General features: G+C 72.9%; 18 protein-coding genes. 7 read left to right on the top strand and 11 right to left on the bottom strand.

Translation table 11 applies throughout. The annotated features are described in order from the left end of the window. Nucleotides 1-49: 49 nt before the first annotated feature. The 5 genes from SGA01_RS11240 to SGA01_RS11220 form a co-directional block, all read right to left on the bottom strand. Nucleotides 50-3,226 carry an efflux RND transporter permease subunit gene (locus SGA01_RS11240; RefSeq protein ID WP_141296052.1) on the bottom strand — a complete coding sequence of 1,059 codons (3,177 nt, stop codon included), beginning with the start codon at nt 3,224-3,226 and terminating at the stop codon, nt 50-52. 180 nt (nt 3,227-3,406) lie between these two features. Then, entirely contained in the window at nt 3,407-4,096 is a 690-nt protein-coding gene (locus SGA01_RS11235; protein WP_055643984.1) for a response regulator, read from the bottom strand. Continuing rightward, nucleotides 4,093-5,334, bottom strand: coding sequence for a sensor histidine kinase (locus tag SGA01_RS11230; protein ID WP_174867269.1), 1,242 nt, complete (start codon nt 5,332-5,334; stop codon nt 4,093-4,095). The genes SGA01_RS11235 and SGA01_RS11230 overlap by 4 nt, the downstream gene beginning before the upstream one ends. A 98-nt stretch (nt 5,335-5,432) precedes the next feature. Further along, on the bottom strand, nt 5,433-5,711 hold the full coding sequence (pspAA, locus tag SGA01_RS11225; RefSeq protein ID WP_141296049.1) for a PspA-associated protein PspAA: 279 nt from the start codon (nt 5,709-5,711) through the stop codon (nt 5,433-5,435). Between the two features lie 45 nt (nt 5,712-5,756). After that, nucleotides 5,757-6,557, bottom strand: coding sequence for a PspA/IM30 family protein (locus tag SGA01_RS11220; RefSeq protein ID WP_063785786.1), 801 nt, complete (start codon nt 6,555-6,557; stop codon nt 5,757-5,759). Nucleotides 6,558-6,829: 272 nt separating this feature from the next. On the opposite strand from SGA01_RS11220, the gene SGA01_RS11215 reads away from it, so the two are divergent. Both SGA01_RS11215 and SGA01_RS11210 read left to right on the top strand, forming a co-directional pair. Continuing rightward, nucleotides 6,830-7,435: a DUF3043 domain-containing protein gene (locus SGA01_RS11215; RefSeq protein WP_141296046.1), complete on the top strand. Its 606-nt coding sequence runs from the start codon at nt 6,830-6,832 to the stop codon at nt 7,433-7,435. A gap of 95 nt (nt 7,436-7,530) precedes the next feature. Beyond that, on the top strand, nt 7,531-8,307 hold the full coding sequence (locus SGA01_RS11210) for a methyltransferase domain-containing protein (protein ID WP_229917808.1): 777 nt from the start codon (nt 7,531-7,533) through the stop codon (nt 8,305-8,307). Nucleotides 8,308-8,417: 110 nt separating this feature from the next. Here SGA01_RS11210 and SGA01_RS11205 read toward each other — a convergent pair whose 3' ends face one another. After that, complete coding sequence (locus SGA01_RS11205) at nt 8,418-8,624, bottom strand: hypothetical protein (RefSeq protein ID WP_024758380.1); 207 nt, start codon at nt 8,622-8,624, stop codon at nt 8,418-8,420. 91 nt (nt 8,625-8,715) lie between these two features. On the opposite strand from SGA01_RS11205, the gene SGA01_RS11200 reads away from it, so the two are divergent. The 4 genes from SGA01_RS11200 (at nt 8,716) to SGA01_RS41425 (ending at nt 13,664) form a co-directional block, all read left to right on the top strand. Beyond that, a complete protein-coding gene (locus SGA01_RS11200) occupies nt 8,716-9,918 on the top strand; it encodes a bifunctional adenosylcobinamide kinase/adenosylcobinamide-phosphate guanylyltransferase (RefSeq protein WP_167534060.1) in 1,203 nt (400 codons plus the stop codon). Between the two features lie 46 nt (nt 9,919-9,964). After that, nucleotides 9,965-11,041, top strand: coding sequence for a nicotinate-nucleotide--dimethylbenzimidazole phosphoribosyltransferase (gene cobT / locus SGA01_RS11195; RefSeq protein WP_174867268.1), 1,077 nt, complete (start codon nt 9,965-9,967; stop codon nt 11,039-11,041). 113 nt (nt 11,042-11,154) lie between these two features. Further along, entirely contained in the window at nt 11,155-12,918 is a 1,764-nt protein-coding gene (locus SGA01_RS11190; protein ID WP_141296040.1) for a phosphatidylglycerol lysyltransferase domain-containing protein, read from the top strand. Further along, the gene (locus SGA01_RS41425) at nt 12,915-13,664 is read left to right on the top strand and encodes a hypothetical protein (RefSeq protein WP_174867266.1); all 750 of its coding nucleotides are present in this window, start codon (nt 12,915-12,917) and stop codon (nt 13,662-13,664) included. The genes SGA01_RS11190 and SGA01_RS41425 overlap by 4 nt, the downstream gene beginning before the upstream one ends. On the opposite strand, the gene SGA01_RS11180 is transcribed toward SGA01_RS41425, so the two are convergent. Next, nucleotides 13,604-14,368, bottom strand: coding sequence for a hypothetical protein (locus SGA01_RS11180; RefSeq protein WP_141296037.1), 765 nt, complete (start codon nt 14,366-14,368; stop codon nt 13,604-13,606). The two genes, SGA01_RS41425 and SGA01_RS11180, sit on opposite strands and share 61 nt — an antisense overlap. Before the next feature lie 25 nt (nt 14,369-14,393). Between SGA01_RS11180 and SGA01_RS11175 the strand changes: the two genes are divergently transcribed. Beyond that, nucleotides 14,394-15,200: an adenosylcobinamide-GDP ribazoletransferase gene (locus SGA01_RS11175; protein WP_141296034.1), complete on the top strand. Its 807-nt coding sequence runs from the start codon at nt 14,394-14,396 to the stop codon at nt 15,198-15,200. An 18-nt stretch (nt 15,201-15,218) separates the two neighbouring features. Here the strand turns inward: SGA01_RS11175 and SGA01_RS11170 are convergent, their stop codons facing one another. Genes SGA01_RS11170 through pelF form a run of 4 tightly spaced genes read right to left on the bottom strand, consistent with a single transcriptional unit; the run spans nt 15,219 to nt 19,679 of the window. Continuing rightward, complete coding sequence (locus SGA01_RS11170) at nt 15,219-16,019, bottom strand: endo alpha-1,4 polygalactosaminidase (protein WP_141296031.1); 801 nt, start codon at nt 16,017-16,019, stop codon at nt 15,219-15,221. Further along, nucleotides 16,016-16,633, bottom strand: a complete 618-nt coding sequence (locus tag SGA01_RS11165; RefSeq protein ID WP_141296028.1) for a spherulation-specific family 4 protein — start codon at nt 16,631-16,633, stop codon at nt 16,016-16,018. The genes SGA01_RS11170 and SGA01_RS11165 overlap by 4 nt, the downstream gene beginning before the upstream one ends. A gap of 8 nt (nt 16,634-16,641) precedes the next feature. Beyond that, complete coding sequence (locus tag SGA01_RS11160) at nt 16,642-18,126, bottom strand: hypothetical protein (protein WP_141296025.1); 1,485 nt, start codon at nt 18,124-18,126, stop codon at nt 16,642-16,644. After that, entirely contained in the window at nt 18,123-19,679 is a 1,557-nt protein-coding gene (gene pelF, locus SGA01_RS11155) for a GT4 family glycosyltransferase PelF (RefSeq protein ID WP_141296022.1), read from the bottom strand. The genes SGA01_RS11160 and pelF overlap by 4 nt, the downstream gene beginning before the upstream one ends. Between the last annotated feature and the right edge of the window lie 2 nt (nt 19,680-19,681).

Here is a 19,681-nt window from a genome sequence, read left to right as displayed (position 1 = left end):
GGGCGCCCCGCGAGTTCGCGGGGCGCCCCTTCCGTCCGTCACCCGGTGATCAGTCGAGGATGTCCAGCAGGGTGGCGTCCACCGGGGTCACGTCCCCCTGCTCCGGGATCTTCGTCTTCTCGCCCTTCCCGGCCGCCTTCTTCGTCGCCTTCTCGCCCTTCTTCGCCGCCTTCTTCTTCGCGCGGCGCTCCTTGCGGAGCTCCACCATCGCGTAGAGCGTCGGGACGAGGAGCAGGGTCAGCAGCGTCGAGGTGATCAGGCCGCCGATCACGACCACGGCGAGCGGCTGGGCGATGAAGCCGCCCTCGCCGGTGACGCCGAGGGCCATGGGCAGCAGGGCGAAGATCGTCGCCAGAGCGGTCATCAGGATCGGGCGGAGCCGGTGCCGGCCGCCCTCGATCACCGCTTCGACGACGCCCAGGCCCTGGGCCCGGTACTGGTTGATCAGGTCGATGAGGACGATCGCGTTGGTCACGACGATGCCGATGAGCATCAGCATGCCGATCATCGCCGGGACGCCCATCGCGGTGTCGGTGACCACGAGCAGACCGATCGCGCCGGTCGCCGCGAACGGGATCGAGACCAGCAGGATCAGCGGCTGGATCAGCGACCGGAAGGTCGCCACGAGCAGCATGAAGACGATCGCGACGGCCGCGAGCATCGCCAGGAGCAGGCTGAGCTGGGCCTCGCTCGTGTCCTCGCTGACACCGCCGATGGTGGCGGTGGCGCCCTCGGGCAGCTCCAGGGACTTCAGCTTCGTCTCGAGCTCGTAGCCGGCCGCGCCGGTGTCGTCCCCCGTCGGCTTGGCCGTGACCGTCGCCGCGCGGGCGCCGTCGATCCGGGTCATGGAGACCGGGCCGGGGACCAGCTCGACGGTGGCGATGTCGCCCAGCTTCACCGGGCCGAGCGGCAGGGCCTTGAGCTCGGCGAGGGTGGTGGCGGGCTTCGCCGAGGTGATGAGGACGTCCCGCTCGCTGTCGTCGAGGATCGCCTTGGCGGCCGGGGTGCCCCGGACGGCCTGGGCGACGATCATGCCGAGCGTGCCGGTGTCGAAGCCCGCGTCGGCCGCCTTGGCGTTGGCCTTGACCGAGATGCGCGGGACGGACTGCGAGAGGTCGCTCTGGACGTCGGTGACGTCCTTCATCCCGGCGATCGCCGTGCGGACCTGCTCGGAGGCCTGCTCCAGGACCTTCGGGTCGGCTGCCTTGACGACCACGCTCAGGTCCTGGCTGCCGAAGCCGTCGCCGGCCGCGATGGTGGTGTCGCCGATGCCGTCGAGGCCCGCGAGCGCCTTGTCGAGGGAGTCACGGACCTTCTCGTAGGCGTCCGAGCTCTCCAGGCCGACCTTGTACGAGGCCTGGTTGGAGCCGGTGCCGCCGCCGAAGGCCGCCATGAAGCCGGAGGAGCCGACGGTGACCTGGTAGTCCTTGACGCCCTCGGTCTCCGCGAGGACCTTCTCGATCTTCTTCGCGGCCTCGTCGGAGGCGCTCAGGCTGGTGCCGGGCGCCAGCTCCTGCCGGATGCTGAGCACCTCCTGCTCGCCCGGGTCGAAGAAGTTCGTCTTCAGGAGGCCGCCCATGCCGAAGGTGAGGACCAGGACGACGAGGGCGATGGCCACGCTGGTGAGCCTGCGCCGGGTCGCGAAGCGCAGGACGGGCACGTACGCGCGCTGGAGCCTGCTCTTCTCCTCCTTCTCCTCGGCCAGTCGGCGGGCCTCCTCCGGGTCCTCCGACGTGCCCTTGGGGGCCCGCAGGAACCAGTACGAGAGGACCGGGACGACGGTCAGGGAGACGAGCAGCGAGGCGAGCAGGGCCGCCGTCACCGTCAGCGAGAAGGAGCCGAACAGCTCGCCGACCATGCCTCCGACCAGGCCGATCGGCAGGAAGACCGCGACGGTGGTGAGGGTCGAGGAGGTGACGGCGCCGGCTACCTCGCGGACCGCGGTGATGATCGCGGCCTGGCGCTCCTCGCCGTAGCCCAGGTGACGCTTGATGTTCTCCAGGACCACGATCGAGTCGTCGACGACCCGGCCGATGGCGATGGTGAGCGCGCCCAGGGTGAGCATGTTGAGCGAGAGGTCGCGGGTCCACAGCACGATCAGGGCCAGGACGACCGAGAGCGGGATGGAGACCGCGGTCACCAGGGTCGAGCGGATCGAGGTCAGGAAGACCAGGATCACCAGGACGGCCATGACGAGGCCCAGCGCGCCCTCCGTGGTCAGGCCGGAGATCGCCTTGGCGACGGCCGGGCCCTGGTCGGAGACGACGGTCAGCTCGGCGCCGGCGCCGAGGTCGCGGCGCAGGTCGGGCAGCTTCTCCTCGACGGCGTCGGAGATGGCGACGGCGCTGCCGTCCTTGTCCATGGTGGCCATGACGGCGAGGCTGGGCTTGCCGTTGGTGCGGGTGAGGGAGACGCGCTGGGACTCCTCCTGGCGGACGGTGGCGACGTCGCCGAGGCGGACCGCCTTGCCCTTGCCGGGGGTGGCCGAGGGGATGCGCAGGTCCTCGATCTGCCGCAGGGAGGTGTAGCCGCCGCCGACCTGGATCGTGCGGCTCTTGCCGGCCTCGGAGAAGGAGCCGGCCGGCATCGTGGCGCCGCCGGAGCGGAGCGCCTCGGCGAGCTTCATGGAGCTGAGGCCGGCCGCGGCGAGCTTGCGCTCGTCCGGGGTGACCGAGACCTGGAGGTCCTGGACGCCGTCGATCGAGACCTGGCCGACGCCCTCGATGCCCTCCAGGGCGGGGACGACGGTCTTCTGCAGCTGGTCGGCGAGTGCCTGCGGGTCCTGGTCCGAGGAGGCGGCGAGGACGACGGTCGGCATGTCGTCCGTCGAACCGGCCACGACCTGCGGGTCGACGGAGTCGGGCAGCTGGGCGCGGGCCCGGTTCACGGCCTGCTGGACGTCGGCGACGAGCTGCTTGGTCGACTCGTCGCCGTAGTCGAAGGAGGCCATGATGACGGCGCTGCCCTCGGAGGCGGTGGAGGTGACCGACTTCAGACCGTCGACGGCCTTGAGGCTGTTCTCCAGCGGCTCGACGACCTGCTTCTCGACCACATCGGGAGAGGCGCCCTGGTACGGGGCGAGGATCGAGACCATGGGGAGCTCGATCGAGGGCAGCAACTGCTGCTTCAGCTGCGGTATCGCGATCGCCCCGAAGACGATCGCGACGATGGACGTCAGCCCGATCAGGGCCCGTTGCGCGAGGCTGAATCTGGACAGCCAGGACATGGGGTCTCTCTTCTGTGGCGTACTCGTCGGCAGGCGGGAGCAGCCAAGACCCCGGCCGTCAACCGCCGGAGGTGCCCTCCCCGCCTATACGATCTGCCATCCCCGGCCGGAAGTCCTCGGCCCCCGGGTCCACATCCTTATCCCGCGCATACCGCGTCTGGAGTACGCCGGGGCCTTCGGTCACTCCACCCTCGGACGTACCAGTCCCGATTCGTACGCCGTGACGACCAGCTGGGCGCGGTCGCGGGCGCCGAGCTTGGCCATGGTCCGGTTGACGTGTGTCTTCACGGTGAGCGGGCTGACGTCGAGCCGCTCGGCGATCTCGTCGTTGGAGAGGCCGCCGCCGACGAGGACGAGGACCTCGCGCTCGCGGGCGGTGAGCGCGGCGAGCCGCTCGGAGTAGGGCCGGTCGCCGGTGGACAGGGGTTCGAGCCCGCCGCCCTGCGCGAGGAAGGTGGCGATGAGGCCCTTGGTGGCGACCGGGGAGAGCAGCGCCTCGCCGGCGTGGGCGATCCGGATCGCGCCGAGCAGCTCCTCCGGTTCGGCGCCCTTGCCGAGGAAGCCGGACGCCCCGGCGCGCAGTGACTGCACGACGTACTCGTCGACCTCGAAGGTGGTGAGCATGACGATGCGTACGGCGGACAGCTCGGGGTCCGCGGTGATCGCGCGGGTCGCCGCGAGGCCGTCCGTGCCCGGCATCCGGATGTCCATGAGGACGACGTCCGGCCGCTCGGCGCGGGCCAGGGCGACGGCCTGGGCGCCGTCGGCGGCCTCGCCGACGACCTCCATGTCCGGCTCGGAGTCGACCAGGACCTTGAAGGCGCTGCGGAGCAGGGCCTGGTCGTCGGCGAGCAGTACCCGGATCGTCATGCGTCCTCCCCCGTGCGGGTCGTCACGGGCAGTATCGCCTGCACGCGGAAGCCCCCGCCGTAGCGGGGTGCGGCGGTCAGGGTGCCGCCGAGGGCGCTGACCCGCTCGCGCATGCCGAGGAGGCCGTGGCCGCCTGGGGTCAAGGCGGGTGCCCCGGCCTGTGGTGCGCCATTGTCGAGGACGGTGATCTCGACCGTACGGCCCACCCTGACGACGCTCACCTCCGCCTCGGCGTCCGGTCCCGCGTGCTTGCGGACGTTGGTGAGGGCCTCCTGCACGATCCGGTACGCGGCCAGGTCGACGGTCGCGGGCAGCGCCCCGTCGCCGTCGGCGCGGGCCAGGGCGACCGGGAGGCCGGCCTTGCGGAAGCTGTCGAGGAGTCCGTCGAGGACGGCGAGGCCCGGGGCGGGCTCGGTGGGTGCCTCGGGGTCGCCGGACTGGCGCAGCAGCCCGACGGTGGCGCGGAGCTCGTCGAGGGCGGAGCGGCTGGCCTCGCGGACGTGCGCGAGGGCCTCCTTGGCCTGGTCCGGGCGCTTGTCCATGACGTGGGCGGCGACCCCGGCCTGGACGTTGACCAGGGCGATGTGGTGGGCGACGACGTCGTGGAGGTCGCGGGCGATCCGCAGCCGCTCCTCGGCGACCCGGCGGCCCGCCTCCTCCTCGCGGGTGCGCTCGGCCCGCTCGGCGCGCTCGCGGATCGCGTCGACGAAGGCCCGGCGGCTGCGGACGGCGTCCCCGGCGGCGGCCGCCATGCCGGTCCAGGCGAAGACGCCGAGGTTCTCCTGCGCGTACCAGTTGGTCGGGCCGAAGATCATCGCGGCGGCGGTGAGGAGCGCCATCGTGACGAGTCCGACGCGCCAGGTGGTGGGACGGTCGGTGCGGGAGGCGACCGTGTAGAGCGCGACGACGGCGCTCATCGCGATCGGGGCGGGCCGGACGTCGTCGACCAGCTCGACGAAGCAGATCGTGACCGTGAAGCAGAGCACCGCGAAGGGGCGCCGGCGGCGCAGCACCAGCGCGGCGGCCCCGATGACCATGATCAGCACGCTTCCCGCGTCGGGGGCGCGGTCACCGAAGGTCGGCCCTTCCGGGCTGCCGTGCGGGTCGGTGAAGGAGGCGGCGATCATGCAGACGAGCGTGCCGGCCGCGATGGTCGCGTCGAAGGCGAGCGGGTGGGCGCGGAACCAGTCGCGGAGGCGGGCGTAGAGGGTGCCGGTGGCGGGGCCGGTGGGGGTCACGTCGAAGAACGGTACGGGCAAAGCGCCCGCGGGGGGAAAGCACGGTGTCCCACCGCCCCGGTGGGGGCGATGGGACACCGAAGGGCGCCGGGTGGACGTCAGCCCGGGATCAGGCCGTCGTCGGAGAGCATGGCGCGGACCTCGTCGAGGCTCGCGTCCGGAGCCGGGAGGATCAGCTCGGAGGGCTCCAGGGCCTCGTCCGCGAGCGGCTCGCCGAGCCGGCGGACAGCTTCGAGCAGAGCGCCCAGCGTGCGGCGGAAGCCCTCGGTGTCCCCCGACTCCATCTCTTCGAGCAGCTCGTCGTCGAGCTTGTTGAGCTCGACGAAGTGGCTGTCGGCCAGCTTCCACTGGCCCTCCCCCATGATCCGAACGATCATGACGCGTCCTGTTCTGTTCGCGGGCTGTGGCCTGCTTCCCCGCGCCTACTTCTCGAAGCGCGGGTGGGACTGCTGCTGCGGCGTCTGGTCCTGCGGCGCGGCCGTGCCGCCGCCCTCGATCGCCTGCTTCTGCGCCGAAGGGCCTCCGGCCAGCTCGGCCTTCATCCGCTGGAGCTCCAGCTCGACGTCCGTACCGCCCGAGAGCCGGTCCAGCTCCGCCTGGATGTCGTCCTTGGCGAGCCCGGACTGGTCGTCCAGGGCGCCCGAGGCGAGCAGCTCGTCGATCGCGCCCGCGCGCGCCTGGAGCTGGGCGGTCTTGTCCTCGGCCCGCTGGATCGCGAGACCGACGTCGCTCATCTCCTCCGAGATGCCGGAGAACGACTCGGCGATCCGGGTCTGGGCCTGCGCGGCCGTGTAGGTCGCCTTGATCGTCTCCTTCTTCGTGCGGAAGGCGTCGACCTTGGCCTGGAGGCGCTGCGCCGCGAGCGTCAGCTTCTCCTCCTCGCCCTGCAGCGTCTGGTGCTGCACCTCCAGGTCGCTGACCTGCTGCTGGAGCGCGGCACGCCGGGACAGCGCCTCGCGCGCCAGGTCCTCGCGGCCGAGCGCCAGCGCCTTGCGGCCCTGGTCCTCCAGCTTGGCGGACTGGCCCTGCAACTGGTTCAGCTGGAGTTCGAGCCGCTTGCGGGAGGTGGCGACGTCGGCCACGCCGCGCCGCACCTTCTGCAGCAGCTCCAGCTGCTTCTGGTAGGAGTAATCGAGCGTCTCGCGCGGATCCTCGGCCCGGTCAAGGGCCTTGTTCGCCTTCGCGCGGAAGATCATCCCCATACGCTTCATGACACCGCTCATGGGCTTCGCGCGCCCCCTTCTGACGGACTTCGGCTCCAGCTCTCCAACAGGTCCACAGTACGGGCCCTGTCTCCATTACCGCACTGTTCGGAGCGCGATGCGCTCCTCCCCAAGGACGACTGCGCGTCGGTCTCCCTCCCGCCCAGGTTGTAGACGGATCTAGGGGGAACCCTTGCGCGTCCTCCGTACGTACCGCCGTAGACGCAGTCCGTTAGCGGATCGTTCCCGCCCGGGCTGGGGTCCATGCCCACCACCCCGTACCCTTGGGTTTTGTGTTCCGTAGCCGTTCGAAGGACGAGAAGGCCCCCACCGACAAGGTGACGGCGGACCTCTCCACCAAGCAGCCCCGCGACCCCGAGGCCCCCAAGGGCCGCCCGACACCGAAGCGGAGCGAAGCGCAGACCCAGCGTCGGCGTGCCGCGACGGTGCCGACCGACCGCAAGGAGGCCGCCAAGCGTCAGCGCGAGGCGCGTCGCTCGGACCTGGCCCGGCAGCGCGAGGCGCTGGCGAGCGGCGACGAGCGCTATCTGCCCGCCCGCGACAAGGGCGCGGTGCGCAAGTTCGTGCGCGATTTCGTCGACTCGCGCTTCGCGATCGCCGAGTTCTTCCTGCCGATGGCCGTGGTGATCCTCGTGCTGTCGCTCTTCGGGAACGCCAACCGCAGCCTGCAGAACATCTCCCTGCTGCTCTGGCTCGGCGTGATCATCCTGATCGTGATCGACTCGGTCGGCATCTGGATCCGGCTGCGCAAGCAGCTGAACGAGCGCTTCCCGAACGAGCCGAAGCGCGGAGCCGTGGCCTACGGCCTCATGCGTACGCTCCAGATGCGCCGACTGCGGCTGCCGAAGCCGCAGGTCAAGCGCGGAGAGCGGCCCTGAGCGCCGACAGCTCGGCCCTCGGCGGGCACGCCTTCGGCGAGCACGCTGTCGATGACCGTACGTCCGGCTTGGACGGGTCGGTGACGGGCGGCGCCGTGCTGCCCGCCGTCGCGCACTGGCCCGCCGGGTACGGCGGGCTGCGCGACACCATCCGGCAGGAGGTCATCGCCCGCCAGCTCGACGAGCAGATATCCGCGCGCTACCCCGTGGGGCAGCGGCTGCGGATCCTCGACGCGGGCATGGGCCAGGGCACGCAGGCGCTGCGCCTGGCCCGCGCCGGACACACCGTGACCGGTCTGGAGGCCGATCCCGAGCTGCTGAAGGCGGCGCGCGAGTCGCTCGCGACGGAGCCCGCCGGGATCCGCGAGCGGGTCCGGCTGATCGAGGGCGACGGACGCGAGACCGGCGTCCACTTCCTGCCCGGCAGCTTCGACGTGGTGCTCTGCCACGGCGTGCTCATGTACGCGGACGAGCCGGACGCGCTGCTCGCGGGTCTGGCCCGGATGCTGGCCCCCGGCGGCCTGCTCTCCCTCGTCGTGCGGAACGGCGAGGCACTCGCCATGCGCCCGGGGCTCGCCGGCGACTGGTCCGGGGCCCTCGCGGGCTTCGACACCGATGTCTACACCGACGACAACGGCGTGAAGGTGCGGGCCGACCGGCTCGACGCCCTGACGTCGACGCTCGCCGGGATCGCGGCGCCGCTGCACGCCTGGTACGGCGTGCGGGTCTTCACCGACGGCATCCCCGCCGAGACGGGCCTGCCGGCCGCCGAGGAGCTGGACCGGCTGCTCGCCGCCGAGGAGCGCGCGGGCCGCACGGAGCCGTACCGGCGGATCGCGGCGCTGCTGCACCTGTGCGGCGTGCGGGGCTGAGCCCGCGTCCGGGGTCCCGGGTGGGAACCCGTGCCTGCCGGTGCGTGCCGTATCTCACCGAGCCACGGGTGCGGGGTCCTCGACCCCGCACCCCTCGGCCGCCGGGTGCTCTAGCCCTCCGCGTCCAGCGGCATCGGGCCGTAGATCTTGGCGCCGTCCTCCGAGAGCGTCACCTGGTCCGCGCCGCCGCCCAGGAGGTCACGCCAGTGCTCTCCGATCCAGCTCTCGGCGTCGCCCTGCGTGGTGAACTCCTCGGGAGTCACCACCGGCTCGACCTCCGTGCCGTCGGACTTCTCGAACCGCCACGTCCATGCCATGTCCGCCTCCAGGCGCTCACCGGATGATCGGTTTCCTGCCCGCAGCGTAGCCGGGCGCGCACGCCTCGCGGTGGCGCGGGAGGATCTGAGGGTGGAACTGACTCTGCTCGGCACCGGCGCCCCCCTCGGGCTCCCCCGCCCCGACTGCCCCTGCGCCGTCTGCGCGCTCTCCCGCGGTACCCGGGTCCGGGCCGCGACCGCGCTGCTCGTGGACGGGGCCCTGCTGCTCGATCTCACCCCGGGGGCCGCGCTCGCGGCGGCCCGCTCGGGCCACTCGCTGGTGGCCGTGCGGCAGGTGCTGCTCACGCATCCGCACGACGGGCCCGCCGTGGAGGTGCCCGCCGGGCTGCCGACGGCCGGGCGGGTGCCGGACGGCAGGGAGTTGACGCTGATCAGCGGGCACCGGGTGCGGGCGGTGCCGATGGACTCCCCCGGTACCGGGTACGAGGTGACCTCCGCGGAGGGCGAGCGGCTGCTCTATCTGCCTCCGGGCGGGGCCCCGGCGGGGCTTCCGGAGGAACCCGGCCTGCCGTACGACATGGTCGTCGCCGATGTGACGGGCCGTCCGGACGCCATCGCACGGCTGCGGGCGACCGGGGCGATCGGCCCGGCCACCGAGGTCATCGCCGCGCACCTGGACCACGACGTGCCGACGGGGGCCGCGCTGGACCGGCGGCTCGCGGCGGCGGGCGCGCGGGCGGTGCCGGACGGGACGACGCTGTACGTGGGCGACTACCACGAGGTGCCGGACGTGCCGCGGCGGACGCTGGTGACGGGCGGGGCCCGGTCGGGGAAGTCCGTGGAGGCCGAGCGGCGCCTGGAGACCTTCCCCGAGGTGCTGTACGTGGCGACGGGCGGGACCCGGGAGGGCGATCCGGACTGGGCGGAGCGGGTGGGGCTGCACCGGGAGCGGCGGCCGGGTGCGTGGCGTACCGCCGAGACCTGTGATCTCGTACCGCTGCTCGTCGAGGACGGTCCCGCGCTCCTCATCGACTGTCTGTCGCTGTGGCTGACGGACGCCATGGACCGGGTGGGCGCCTGGGACGACGAGCGGTGGGCGGACGGCGGGCAGGCGGCGCTGCGGGAGCGGACGGCGGAGCTGGTCGCGGCGGTGCGGGCGACGCGCCGCACCGTGGTCGCGGTGACGAACGAGACCGGCTCGGGGGTCGTGCCGGCCACGGCGTCGGGGCGCCGGTTCCGGGACGAGCTCGGCCGGCTGAACGCGGCCTTCGCCGAGGAGTGCGAGGAGGTCCTCCTCGTGGTCGCCGGTCAGGCGCTGGTGCTGCGCGGGTAGGGTGCCAACACCGATGGCCCTCGCTGATTGTCACAAGGCGGAACCCGTGAACCTGGACGACTTCTCCGATCTGATCGAGCGCCCCGACGGGGGGATCCGGCGCGATGCCGAGGAGCGCCGCGAGCGGCTGACCGTGCCGCCGGGCGCGCTCGGCCGGCTCGACGAGCTCGGTGAGTGGCTCTCGGCCGCGCAGGCCTCGGTCAAGGTGCGGGCGATCGAGCAGCCGAAGGTGCTGCTCTTCGCGGGCGACCACGGGGTGGCCTCGCTGGACGTGTCGGGCCGCGCGCCCGGCTCCGCGCACGAGCTGGTGCGCGCGGTCCTGGACGGGGCGAGCCCGGTCGCCGTCCTGGCCCGCACGATGGGCGTGCCCGTACGGGTCGTGGACGCCGGTCTGGACTGCGATCCCGAGCTGCTGCCCGCCGAGGTGGTGCGCCACCGGGTGCGGCGGGGCAGCGGCCGGATCGACGTGGAGAACGCGCTGACGGTCGAGGAGACCGAGGCGGCGGTCCGGCTCGGCATCGCCATCGCCGACGAGGAGGCGGACTCGGGCACCGATCTGGTGGTGCTCGGGGACCTGAGCGTGGGCGGTACGACCCCGGCGTCGACGCTGATCGCGGCGCTGTGCGGGACGGACGCCTCCGTGGTGACGGGCCGGGGCGGCGCCGGGATCGACGACCTGGCGTGGATGCGCAAGTGCGCGGCGATCCGGGACGCCCTGCGACGGGCCCGGCCGGTCCTCGGCGACCAGCTGGAACTGCTCGCGGCGGTCGGCGGCGCGGACCTGGCGGCGATGACGGGCTTCCTGCTCCAGGCCTCGGTGCGGCGGATGCCGGTGATCCTGGACGGCGTGGTGGGGGCGGCCTGCGCGCTGGTGGCGCAGCGGGCGGCGTTCCGCGCGCCGGACTGGTGGCTGGCGGGGCAGGTGAGCGGGGAGCCGGCCCAGGCGAAGGCACTGGACCGGATGGCACTCAACCCTCTGCTCGACCACGGCGTCCATGTGGGTGAGGGAACCGGGGCATTGCTCGCGCTTCCCCTCGTCCAGGCCGCGGCGGCCTTCGCCGCGGAGCTGCCCGAGCGACCGGATCCGACCACTCCGGACGCCGAGGGCGCTTCCGAGCTCTGACGGGGAGAAGCGGGAAAGACGGATCGTCGACTCCGGGGCGGCCACGCGCGACGCGCGCGTGGCCGCCTCCGGCGTCTCCGCACGGCAAGCGATGCCCCATATGATCGCTTTTCATGGGAGAAGTCCGCTTGTCTGCCGAAGCAACACCCCGAGGCTCCACCGTCCGTTCGCGGCGGAGTGCCGCGTTCGCCGTCTGGTACCTGCGCATCGTCACGTTCATCAACTTCCTGAGCGCCGTCTGGGTCTCGTTCGGGCAGGACCTGCGCCGGCACAACGAGGACAACTACTTCACCCCGTACATGCTCACCGCGGGCTTCGCCTCGGGCGTCTTCACGCTCTTCCTGGCAATCACCATGCGCCGCCGCAAGCGGGCCGCGTGGATCCTCAACATGGTCCTCGCCGGGCTCTTCCTGCTGCTCTTCGCCGTCGTGATGGTCTTCCCGGAGATCCGGCAGCACGCCCAGAACTGGATCTCGCTCGCGCTGACGGCCGCCTTCGTCCTGGCGCTGCTGCTCGGCCGCAAGGAGTTCTACGCGAAGGGCGACCGCTCCAACCCGTGGCTCGCCGCGATCGTGGCCGTCGGCGGACTGCTCGTCACCTCGCTGCTCGCCGCCGTCCTGGTCACCGTCACCAACACCTCCACCGCCCACTCCACCTTCCTGGAGCGCTGGCGGTACGGCGTGATGCGGCTGGTGACCCTGGCCTCCGACGACTCGCGCTTCGCCGGGATCACCACCCCCGGCTGGGTCGACGTCACCATCAACGTCCTCTCCACGCTGCTGCTCTTCGCGGTGCTCTTCGCCGCCTTCCGCGCCCGCCGGGCCACCGACCCGCTGACCGAGGAGGACGAGGAGCGGCTGCGGGCCCTGCTCGACAAGCAGGGGGACCGCGACTCCCTCGGCTACTTCGCGCTGCGCCGCGAGAAGAGCGTCGTCTGGTCGCCGAGCGAGAAGGCCGCCATCACCTACCGGGTGGTCGGCGGGGTCTCGCTCGCCTCCGGCGACCCGATCGGCGACCCCGAGGCCTGGCCCGGCGCGATCGAGCCCTGGCTGGCCGAGGCGCGCGAGCACGGCTGGATCCCGGCCGTGATGGGCGCGAGCGAGGAGGCCGGGGTCATCTACGCCCGGCACGGTCTGGACGCCCTGGAGCTGGGCGACGAGGCGATCGTCGAGACCGACGAGTTCACCCTGGACGGGCGGGCCATGCGGACGGTCCGGCAGGCCTTCAACCGGGTCAAGCGGGCCGGTTACGAGGTCCGCATCCGGCGCCACGAGGACATCCCGGCCGCGGAGATGGACGAGCTGCTCCGCAAGGCCGACGACTGGCGGGACGGGGCCACCGAGCGCGGCTTCTCGATGGCGCTCGGGCGGCTCGGGGACCCGCAGGACGGGCGCTGCGTGATGCTGGAGTGCACTGATGGCGAGGGTCAGCTGCGGGCGGTGCTCTCCTTCGTGCCCTGGGGGCCGAAGGGCCTCTCGCTCGACCTGATGCGCCGTGACCGGGACTCCGAGAACGGCCTGATGGAGTTCATGGTGATCGAGCTGCTCCAGCGCGCGAAGGAGATCGGGATCACCCAGGTCTCGCTGAACTTCGCGATGTTCCGCTCCGTCTTCGAACGCGGCTCGAAGCTCGGGGCGGGACCCGTGCTGCGCATGTGGCGTTCACTGCTCAGCTTCTTCTCCCGCTGGTGGCAGATCGAGTCGCTGTACCGCGCCAACGCCAAGTACCGACCGATCTGGGAGCCCCGATTCATGCTCTTCGAGAAGAGCGCCGACCTGCTGCGCATCGGCCTCGCCGCCGGCCGGGCCGAGGGCTTCCTCGAAGCCCCCGGCCTGCCGAAGTGGCTGCACCGCAAGCACCTGGAGAGCGGGCGTTGAGCGGGTCCGTCACGCGTTTCGCGCGCCGCGAGTGGGGACCGCTGTTCGGCACCGTACGGGCGGATCTCGTGGCCCGGAGATGGGGGCACCTCCCTGCTCGAGCGAAGCCGAGAGCTTGGGGGAGCGCGATTCCGATGACGCTGGCCGCCGTCTGTCTGACGGCCCTCTTCCAGCTCGTGCAGAACCAGGACTGGGGCTACCAGCCGGTCCAGAACATCGGTTCCGTACGGGCCGAGGACCCGCTGTGGCTCGCGCTGCTGCGGACCCCGCTCTCGCTCTTCGTCCCCGCGCTCGACCTGCCCGTGTGGGGCGCCCTGGCCCAGGTCCTGCTGGTGTTCGGGATCGCGGAGATCTGCCTCGGCCGGTGGCGGACGCTCGGCGTGGCCTTTCTGGCGACGCTCTGCGGCACGCTGTACGCGCGCGTGGGCATCGCCCTGGGGCCGGGCACGCCGTTCGGCCTTCCCTCCTCCGACGCGCAGGTGGTCGACACCGGCCCGTCGGCGGCCGTGGTGGGTCTCGCCGTCTACGTCTGCTGGCGCTACCGGGCGTGGTGGACGGGTGGTGCGGTGGTCGTGGCCATGATCGTCGAGGTGATCGTCAAGCCGAACCTGGCGGGCAAGGAGCATCTGGCGGCCATCGGGGGCGTGCTCGTCCTCATCGGCGTCCAGGCCTGGCGCGAACGCCGTCAGGAGGGCGTGGAGCCCCGGCCCGGCACCCGCTCCTGGAAGCCGCCGATCAGGTCCTGAAGACGGCGCCGCACCTTGGTCCAGCGCTTGTCGTGGCGGTACGTGCGGATACGGGAGCGGGCGCGGGCCTTGTGCCGGCGTTTGTAGAAGCGCCGGGACCACCAGGAGCCGGGGCGGGCCAGCCGGACGGCGCCGACGATCGCCACGAACGGGATCAGGGTCCCGAGCACGGCCATCCGGAACTTCCCCTTCACCAGCGCGATGAGGACGAAGAGGAAGTTCACCACCAGGGTGAGGATGAACGTGCCCCGGTCCTGGCGCTCGTCCGCCGTCATGTCGTCGACGCCGAGCGGCGAGAAGCCGCTGAGCGTGAGCCCCATCAGCGCCGCGGTGAGGACGACCACCTCGACGCTCTTGCGGCCCTGGTCCGTCCAGTACACGTCGTCGAGGTGGAGGATCAGCGCGAACTCGTCGAGGACGAGCCCCGCACCGATCCCGAAGAGGACGGCGAAGACACACGCGCCCACGCCGTGCCGGTCGCTGGCCACCGCACCGAAACCGCCGAGGACGGTGAGGACGACGCCGGGCACGACGTGATGGATGTGGAGACCGCCGGAGGAGACGTTCCGGAAGGGGCCCTTCCCGGCCCGGATGAGCCGGGTGACGGTACGGGTGACCAGGAATGTCAGAACGAAGGAGGTCAGAGCGAGCAGCATCGGGAGCTTGCCCGGCTCGACGATGTTGCGGGAGAACCAGTGACCCATGCCACCCCGTTCCGATATGCGCGGTATGCGCAATCTACCGTCCGGGGGCGACGATTACCCTGCCCGGATGGACGGCCTGCGTTTCGCCTTCGGCACCCTCACGGTGTTCCCCGCCCGCATCACCCGCTGGGACCGTGACGCGGCGCGCGCCGGCATGCTCTGCGCCCCCGTGGCCGGGCTGGTCGTCGGAGTCTCCGCCGCCGCGCTCGGCGGGACGTTCCTGCTGCTCGGATCGGGACCGCTGCTCGCGGCCGTGGCCGCCACCGCCGTCCCCGCCGTGCTCACCCGCGGCCTCCACCTCGACGGCCTCGCCGACACCGCCGACGGTCTCGGCAGCGCCAAGCCCGCCGAGGACGCGCTGCGCATCATGAAGCAGTCGGACATCGGGCCGTTCGGCGTCATCACGATCGTCCTCGTCCTGCTCGCCCAGGTCGCCGCCCTGACCCGGCTGTACGAGGAGGGCTGGGCGCACGGCACGGTCGCCGCCGCCCTCGCCGCGACCGTCGCCCGCCTCGCCCTCACCCACGCCTCCCGCCACGGCGTCCCCGCGGCCCGCCCCGAGGGCCTCGGCGCGATCGTCGCGGCGACGGTCCCGGTCCGATCCGCGACCCTCTCGACCGCCCTCGTCCTGGTGGCGTGCGCGGCGGCGGGCCTCCTCTCCTCCCCGTACGACGCGGTACGGAACGTGCTGGCCGCCGGCGCCGCCCTGGGCGCGGCGGCGCTGCTGCTGCGCCGGTGCATCCGGCGCTTCGGCGGGGTCACGGGCGATGTGTTCGGCGCGCTGGAGGAGACGGCGGCGACGGTGGCGCTGGTCGCACTGACGCTGGGGTGACCCCGGCGTCGAAGGCCCCTAACAGGGCTTGCGCCAGACCCCGAGCTCGTACTTCTTCAGCATCGAGCTGAGGCCCAGCTTCCGTGCCTGGGGGCAGAACTCGCCGGTGTCCAGCTCGTACTCGACGTGGAAGACCGCCTTGCCCGCCGCCACGAACGGGGCCAGGCGGCCGCACTCGTCGTACTCGGCGCACTGTTCGTTGACCGCGAAGTCGAAGTCCGGGAGCAGCCGGGGGATCTGGTCCAGGTCGTTCTTGAGGCCCACCGCAAGGCCCCGGTCGTGGGCGAGGCGGGCGATGAGGCGGTTGTAGCGGAGCTGGTCGGCGGCGGTGAGGGGGAAGCCGGTGCGGTTGCGGTAGCCGTCCATGTTGTCGGGTTCGACGGCGTCGAAGCCCTTGTCCCGGCACATGTCGAGCCGCTTCGCCATGAGGGGTTCGAGGACGTCGGTGCGGCGGATGTCGAGCCAGCGCTCGCCCTCCCAGCCGTTGCCCTGGCCGAGGACGGACTTCGGGAAGCGGGCGGCGTCCGGGCGGAAGTCCTCCCAGGCGCCGGTGGAGAGGTAGCAGATGACCTTGCGGCCGCGGGCGTGCAGGTCCTGCACCGTGGACGCCGGGTGGTCGAAGCCGTCGATGTCGTACACCGGGACGTCGACCGTCGGGTCGAGACGGCCGCTGAGCTGCCACTGCCAGGCCAGGCCGGGCTTCGGCCGCCAGCGGTCCGAGGAGGGGTCCCGGTCGGGTTTCGGATCCGGGTCCGGGGCCGTCGTACAGGCGGTGACCAGCAGCAACAGGCCCGCGAGCAGGGGCAGCAGACGTCTCATCGGGCGGGCTCCAGGAGGTGCGGCAGGGTGCCCCAGGGGTGCGCGCCCGTGCCGGGGACGGCGCAGTGCACCGGGGTGGCGGGGCGGGCCCCGGGCGGGGCCGCGTAGACGAGGTGGCAGTAGTGCGGGGCGACCGGGAGGTCGAGCGTCCGGTACGTGTCCCAGGGGCCCTCGAAGGTGACGAGGAGGTCGGCGAACTCCTCGTACCCCGGGTCCGGGTGGGCGCCGTGGTTGAGGACGAGGGTCGCGGCCCCGGCGGCCCGGGCCGCGACCGCGATCCGCCGGTAGTGGGCGAGGACGCCGGGCGCGGTCGCCACCTGGTCGAGGAAGGTCCCGTCGGCGCCGTACCAGTCCCGGTGCCGGAGCAGGTCGGTGACGACCTCGGCGTGCGGGCGGCGGCCGTAGTCGGTGTCCACGTACCCGAGGACGCGGACACCGGCCTCCCGCAGCCGCGCGGACACCTCGGCGAAGGCCGGGTCGGGTGCCTCGCCCGCGCCGCTCGCCGGGTTGAGGACGACGCCGTGGAGGGAGGGCGCGGCGGCGACGAGGGCCGACCAGGCCTCGGGGCGGTCGGCGGGGTGCTCGTAGTACGGCACCAGGAGCGAAGAAGTCACGTCTGCCCCTACGCGCGGTGGGCGGTCGGTCGTACCAGCAGAACACAGGTGAGGACGGCCAGCAGCGCCGCCGCTCCCCCGGTCGCCGCCGGTCCCGCCGCCGGCTCCACGGTCTGCGCCGCCGCGGCGACCAGGCAGACGGCCGCCGCGCTCGCGACCGCACCGAAGGCCTGGAGCAGCAGCCCCAGCCAGAGCACGGTCCCGATCAGGAGCAGCGTGACGAGACGCGGGAGCGTCGGCCAGGGCGCTCCCGGCCAGGCCAGGACCGCGGTGAGGGTGAGGCCGACGAGGACGGTGAGGTAGCCGCCGAGGCAGAGGACGAGGGTCCCGGCGACCGCCCTGCGGAACTCGCGGGCCGTCGAGAGGGTCCGCAGCCGGGTCAGGCTCTCGCCCCGGAAGCGGTGCAGCAGCCACTCGGCCGGTCCCATGGAGAGGGTGAGCGCGACGACCGCCCCGGCGCCGCTCACGAGCGTGTCGCCGATGCCCGCGTGGAGGACGAGCAGGCCGCTGCCGAGGCCGAAGAGGCCGTACGGGAGGGAGGCCGCGCGCGGGGGCCCGCCCCGTCCGGCCACCCCGCGCCGCACGCCCGGTCGGAGCACGAGCGCGGCGAACACGACGGCGGCGGTGAGCGAGGCGAGGAGGAGCCCGCCGCGCAGGAGGTCGGGCAGGTCCCAGCGGAAGGCGGGGACGGCTCCGGCGAGCGGCAGCAGGGCCAGGAGCAGGGCCCGTTCGCGGCCGAGCACCAGGAGGACGGTCGCGGCGGCGAGGTAGAGCGACTGGCCGGCGGCGAACAGCGCCGCCGGGAGCTCGCCTGGCGCGGCGACCGCGAACGCGACGGCCGCGCCGGCGAGGGCGCCCGCCGGGGCGCCGGTGAGCAGCGCGCGGGCCGCGGCGGGCCGGTCGCCGAGGCCGAGCCAGGTGTACGCGCGGTGGGAGAGGGCCTGGTTCCAGACCCAGCCGGTGACGGCCCCGGCGAGGAGAGGGATCGTTCCGCCGGGGAGCCCGAACCGGCCGTGCTCCCCGGCGAGGAGCGGCGCGGCCAGGACGTAGGCGAGGCCGGGCAGCGCGAAGACGAGCCCGCGCAGGAGGCAGCCGGCGAGTTCGCTGTGCCAGGGGCCGGCGGGTGGTGCCTCCGGTGCGGTGTGGCGCCGCTCCACGCGCGCGTAGAGGTCCTCGGCGAGGGCGAAGGAGTCGGCGCGGCCGTAGGTGAGGCGGATGTGGTCGTCGGTCATGCCGTCGGATTCGAGGAGCGCGGCGATCTCGTCCGGGTGCACGGCGAGGGCGACGAAGTCGTCGAGCCGCGCGGCGAGTTCGTCGATGGGGTCGACGGCGAGGCCGTCGCCGTCAAGGGCGGGAGCCACCCCGGGAGGGGAAGCGCCGGCGGCGGGGCCGGGTGCGGCCTCGCCGGCGGCGTGCTTCTCCCCGCGGGGGCGGGGGATCGCCGGGAGCGGGGTGACCGTCGTCGGGGGTTTCAGCCAGAGGGAGCCGCTCATGCCGGGGTGCCTCCCGCCACCAGGGGCGCGGGGGCGCGGCGGGGGGCGGGGATCCGGATCGTCCACGTCTTCGGGACGGGGAGGGGGCGGGGGGCGGCGGGCCGTTCGCCGGCCAGCTCGCGGTAGATCTGGCGGAAGCCGTCCACCGAGCGGTTCAGGGTGAACCGGTCGATGACCCGCTGCCGTGCCAGACGGCCGAGTTCGGCGCGCCGGGCCCCGTCCCTGAGCAGTTCGGTGACGGCGGCGGCCATGACGGCCGGTTCACGGGGCGGGACGACGATCCCGGTGTCGCCGACGGCCTCCCGTACGCCTCCGACGTCCGTGGAGACGGTGGCGCGGCCGCAGGACATGGCCTCGATGAGGGAGAAGGGGAAGCCCTCGCTGATGGAGGAGAGCATGACCACGCTGCCGGCCGCGTAGGCGCGCGGCACCTCGGAGACGCGGCCCTCGAAGGTGATGCCGTCGGTGACGCCCAGTTCGGCGGCGAGCTTCTCCAGCCGGGTGCGGTAGTCCTCGTTCCCGGCGGGGACCGGGCCGAACAAGCGCAGCCGCAGCTCCGGGAGTTCGGCTCGGCTGATCGCGTACGCCCTGATCAGCGTCTCTAGGTCCTTGATGGGGTCGACCCGCCCGCACCAGCTGAGGGTGGGGGTCTCGGGTTCGGGTCCGGCCTCGGGGAAGAGGGCCGGGTCGACGCCGTTGTAGACGGTGCGGATGCGGTCGGCGGGGGCGCCGCCGCGCTCCTCCCAGCGCCGGTTGTACTGGTTGCACGGGGTGATCAGGTCGGCCTTGCGGTAGCCGAGCGTGTTGAGCTCGCGGTAGAAGCCGAGCATGAGGGCCTTCACGGGCCAGCGCTGCGCGTCGGTGCGGTAGCCGAGGTAGCGCTCGCGGAGGTAGATGCCGTGTTCGGTGAGCAGGAAGGGCACCCCTTCGAAGTGCTGCGCGGCGAGGGCCGGCAGCGTGGCGAGGCCGCTGGAGACGGCGTGGGCCACGCTGCCGGTGGCTATCCGGGCGGCGAGCGGGCGCAGGGCGTGTTCCAGCAGGTCGGTGGCGGTGAGCGCGTCGTGGACGGTGGGCCGGGCCGCGAGCGTCGGCAGGTGCGGCATGGTCCAGATCCACATCAGGGAGCGCAGGGCCTGTTCGGAGCGCAGGGCGGAGGTCAGCCGTCCCTGCCGGGCCAGTTCGGCCAGCTCGTACAGGCTCGTGCCGAAGTCGCAGCCCGCGCCCGGGTCGAGGAGGGCGAGGAGCAGGCGTTCGTACGTGTCGAGGAAGCGGCGGCGTTCGCGCCCCCGCAGGGGCCGGCGCGCTCCGGCGAACAGGCCGGGCGCGTCGGGCCCCTGCGGGTGGCCCCAGAGGGGGAACGCGGTGTGCCGGGTGATGTTGGGCGGCAGCTCCCAGGTGACGGGTTCGCGGCCGCTGCCGGTGAGGGCGAGGATCTCGAAGTCGACCTCCGGCATGCCGCGGACGAGCTGGTCGCACCAGGTGCTGACGCCGCCGTGTACGTGCGGATAGGTGCCTTCGGTGAGCATGGTGACGTGACGGCCACTGCTCGGCATGT

The sequence above is a fragment of the Streptomyces gardneri genome, from assembly GCF_006539185.1.
GTDB lineage: Bacteria > Actinomycetota > Actinomycetes > Streptomycetales > Streptomycetaceae > Streptomyces > Streptomyces gardneri.
The sequence above is the reverse complement of the archived record's forward strand: the minus strand, read 5'-3'. Positions and strand labels throughout refer to the sequence as shown.

Bases quoted from the DNA above. Each gene is read 5' to 3' on its own strand.
- SGA01_RS11240 (WP_141296052.1), bottom strand. From the start codon at position 3,226: ATGTCCTGGCTGTCCAGATTCAGCCTCGCGCAACGGGCCCTGATCGGG.
- SGA01_RS11235 (WP_055643984.1), bottom strand. From the start codon at position 4,096: ATGACGATCCGGGTACTGCTCGCCGACGACCAGGCCCTGCTCCGCAGC.
- pspAA (WP_141296049.1), bottom strand. From the start codon at position 5,711: ATGATCGTTCGGATCATGGGGGAGGGCCAGTGGAAGCTGGCCGACAGC.
- SGA01_RS11220 (WP_063785786.1), bottom strand. From the start codon at position 6,557: ATGAGCGGTGTCATGAAGCGTATGGGGATGATCTTCCGCGCGAAGGCG.
- SGA01_RS11205 (WP_024758380.1), bottom strand. From the start codon at position 8,624: ATGGCATGGACGTGGCGGTTCGAGAAGTCCGACGGCACGGAGGTCGAG.
- SGA01_RS11190 (WP_141296040.1), top strand. From the start codon at position 11,155: ATGGGAGAAGTCCGCTTGTCTGCCGAAGCAACACCCCGAGGCTCCACC.
- SGA01_RS11180 (WP_141296037.1), bottom strand. From the start codon at position 14,368: ATGGGTCACTGGTTCTCCCGCAACATCGTCGAGCCGGGCAAGCTCCCG.
- SGA01_RS11175 (WP_141296034.1), top strand. From the start codon at position 14,394: ATGCGCAATCTACCGTCCGGGGGCGACGATTACCCTGCCCGGATGGAC.
- SGA01_RS11170 (WP_141296031.1), bottom strand. From the start codon at position 16,019: ATGAGACGTCTGCTGCCCCTGCTCGCGGGCCTGTTGCTGCTGGTCACC.
- SGA01_RS11160 (WP_141296025.1), bottom strand. From the start codon at position 18,126: ATGAGCGGCTCCCTCTGGCTGAAACCCCCGACGACGGTCACCCCGCTC.
- pelF (WP_141296022.1), bottom strand. From the start codon at position 19,679: ATGCCGAGCAGTGGCCGTCACGTCACCATGCTCACCGAAGGCACCTAT.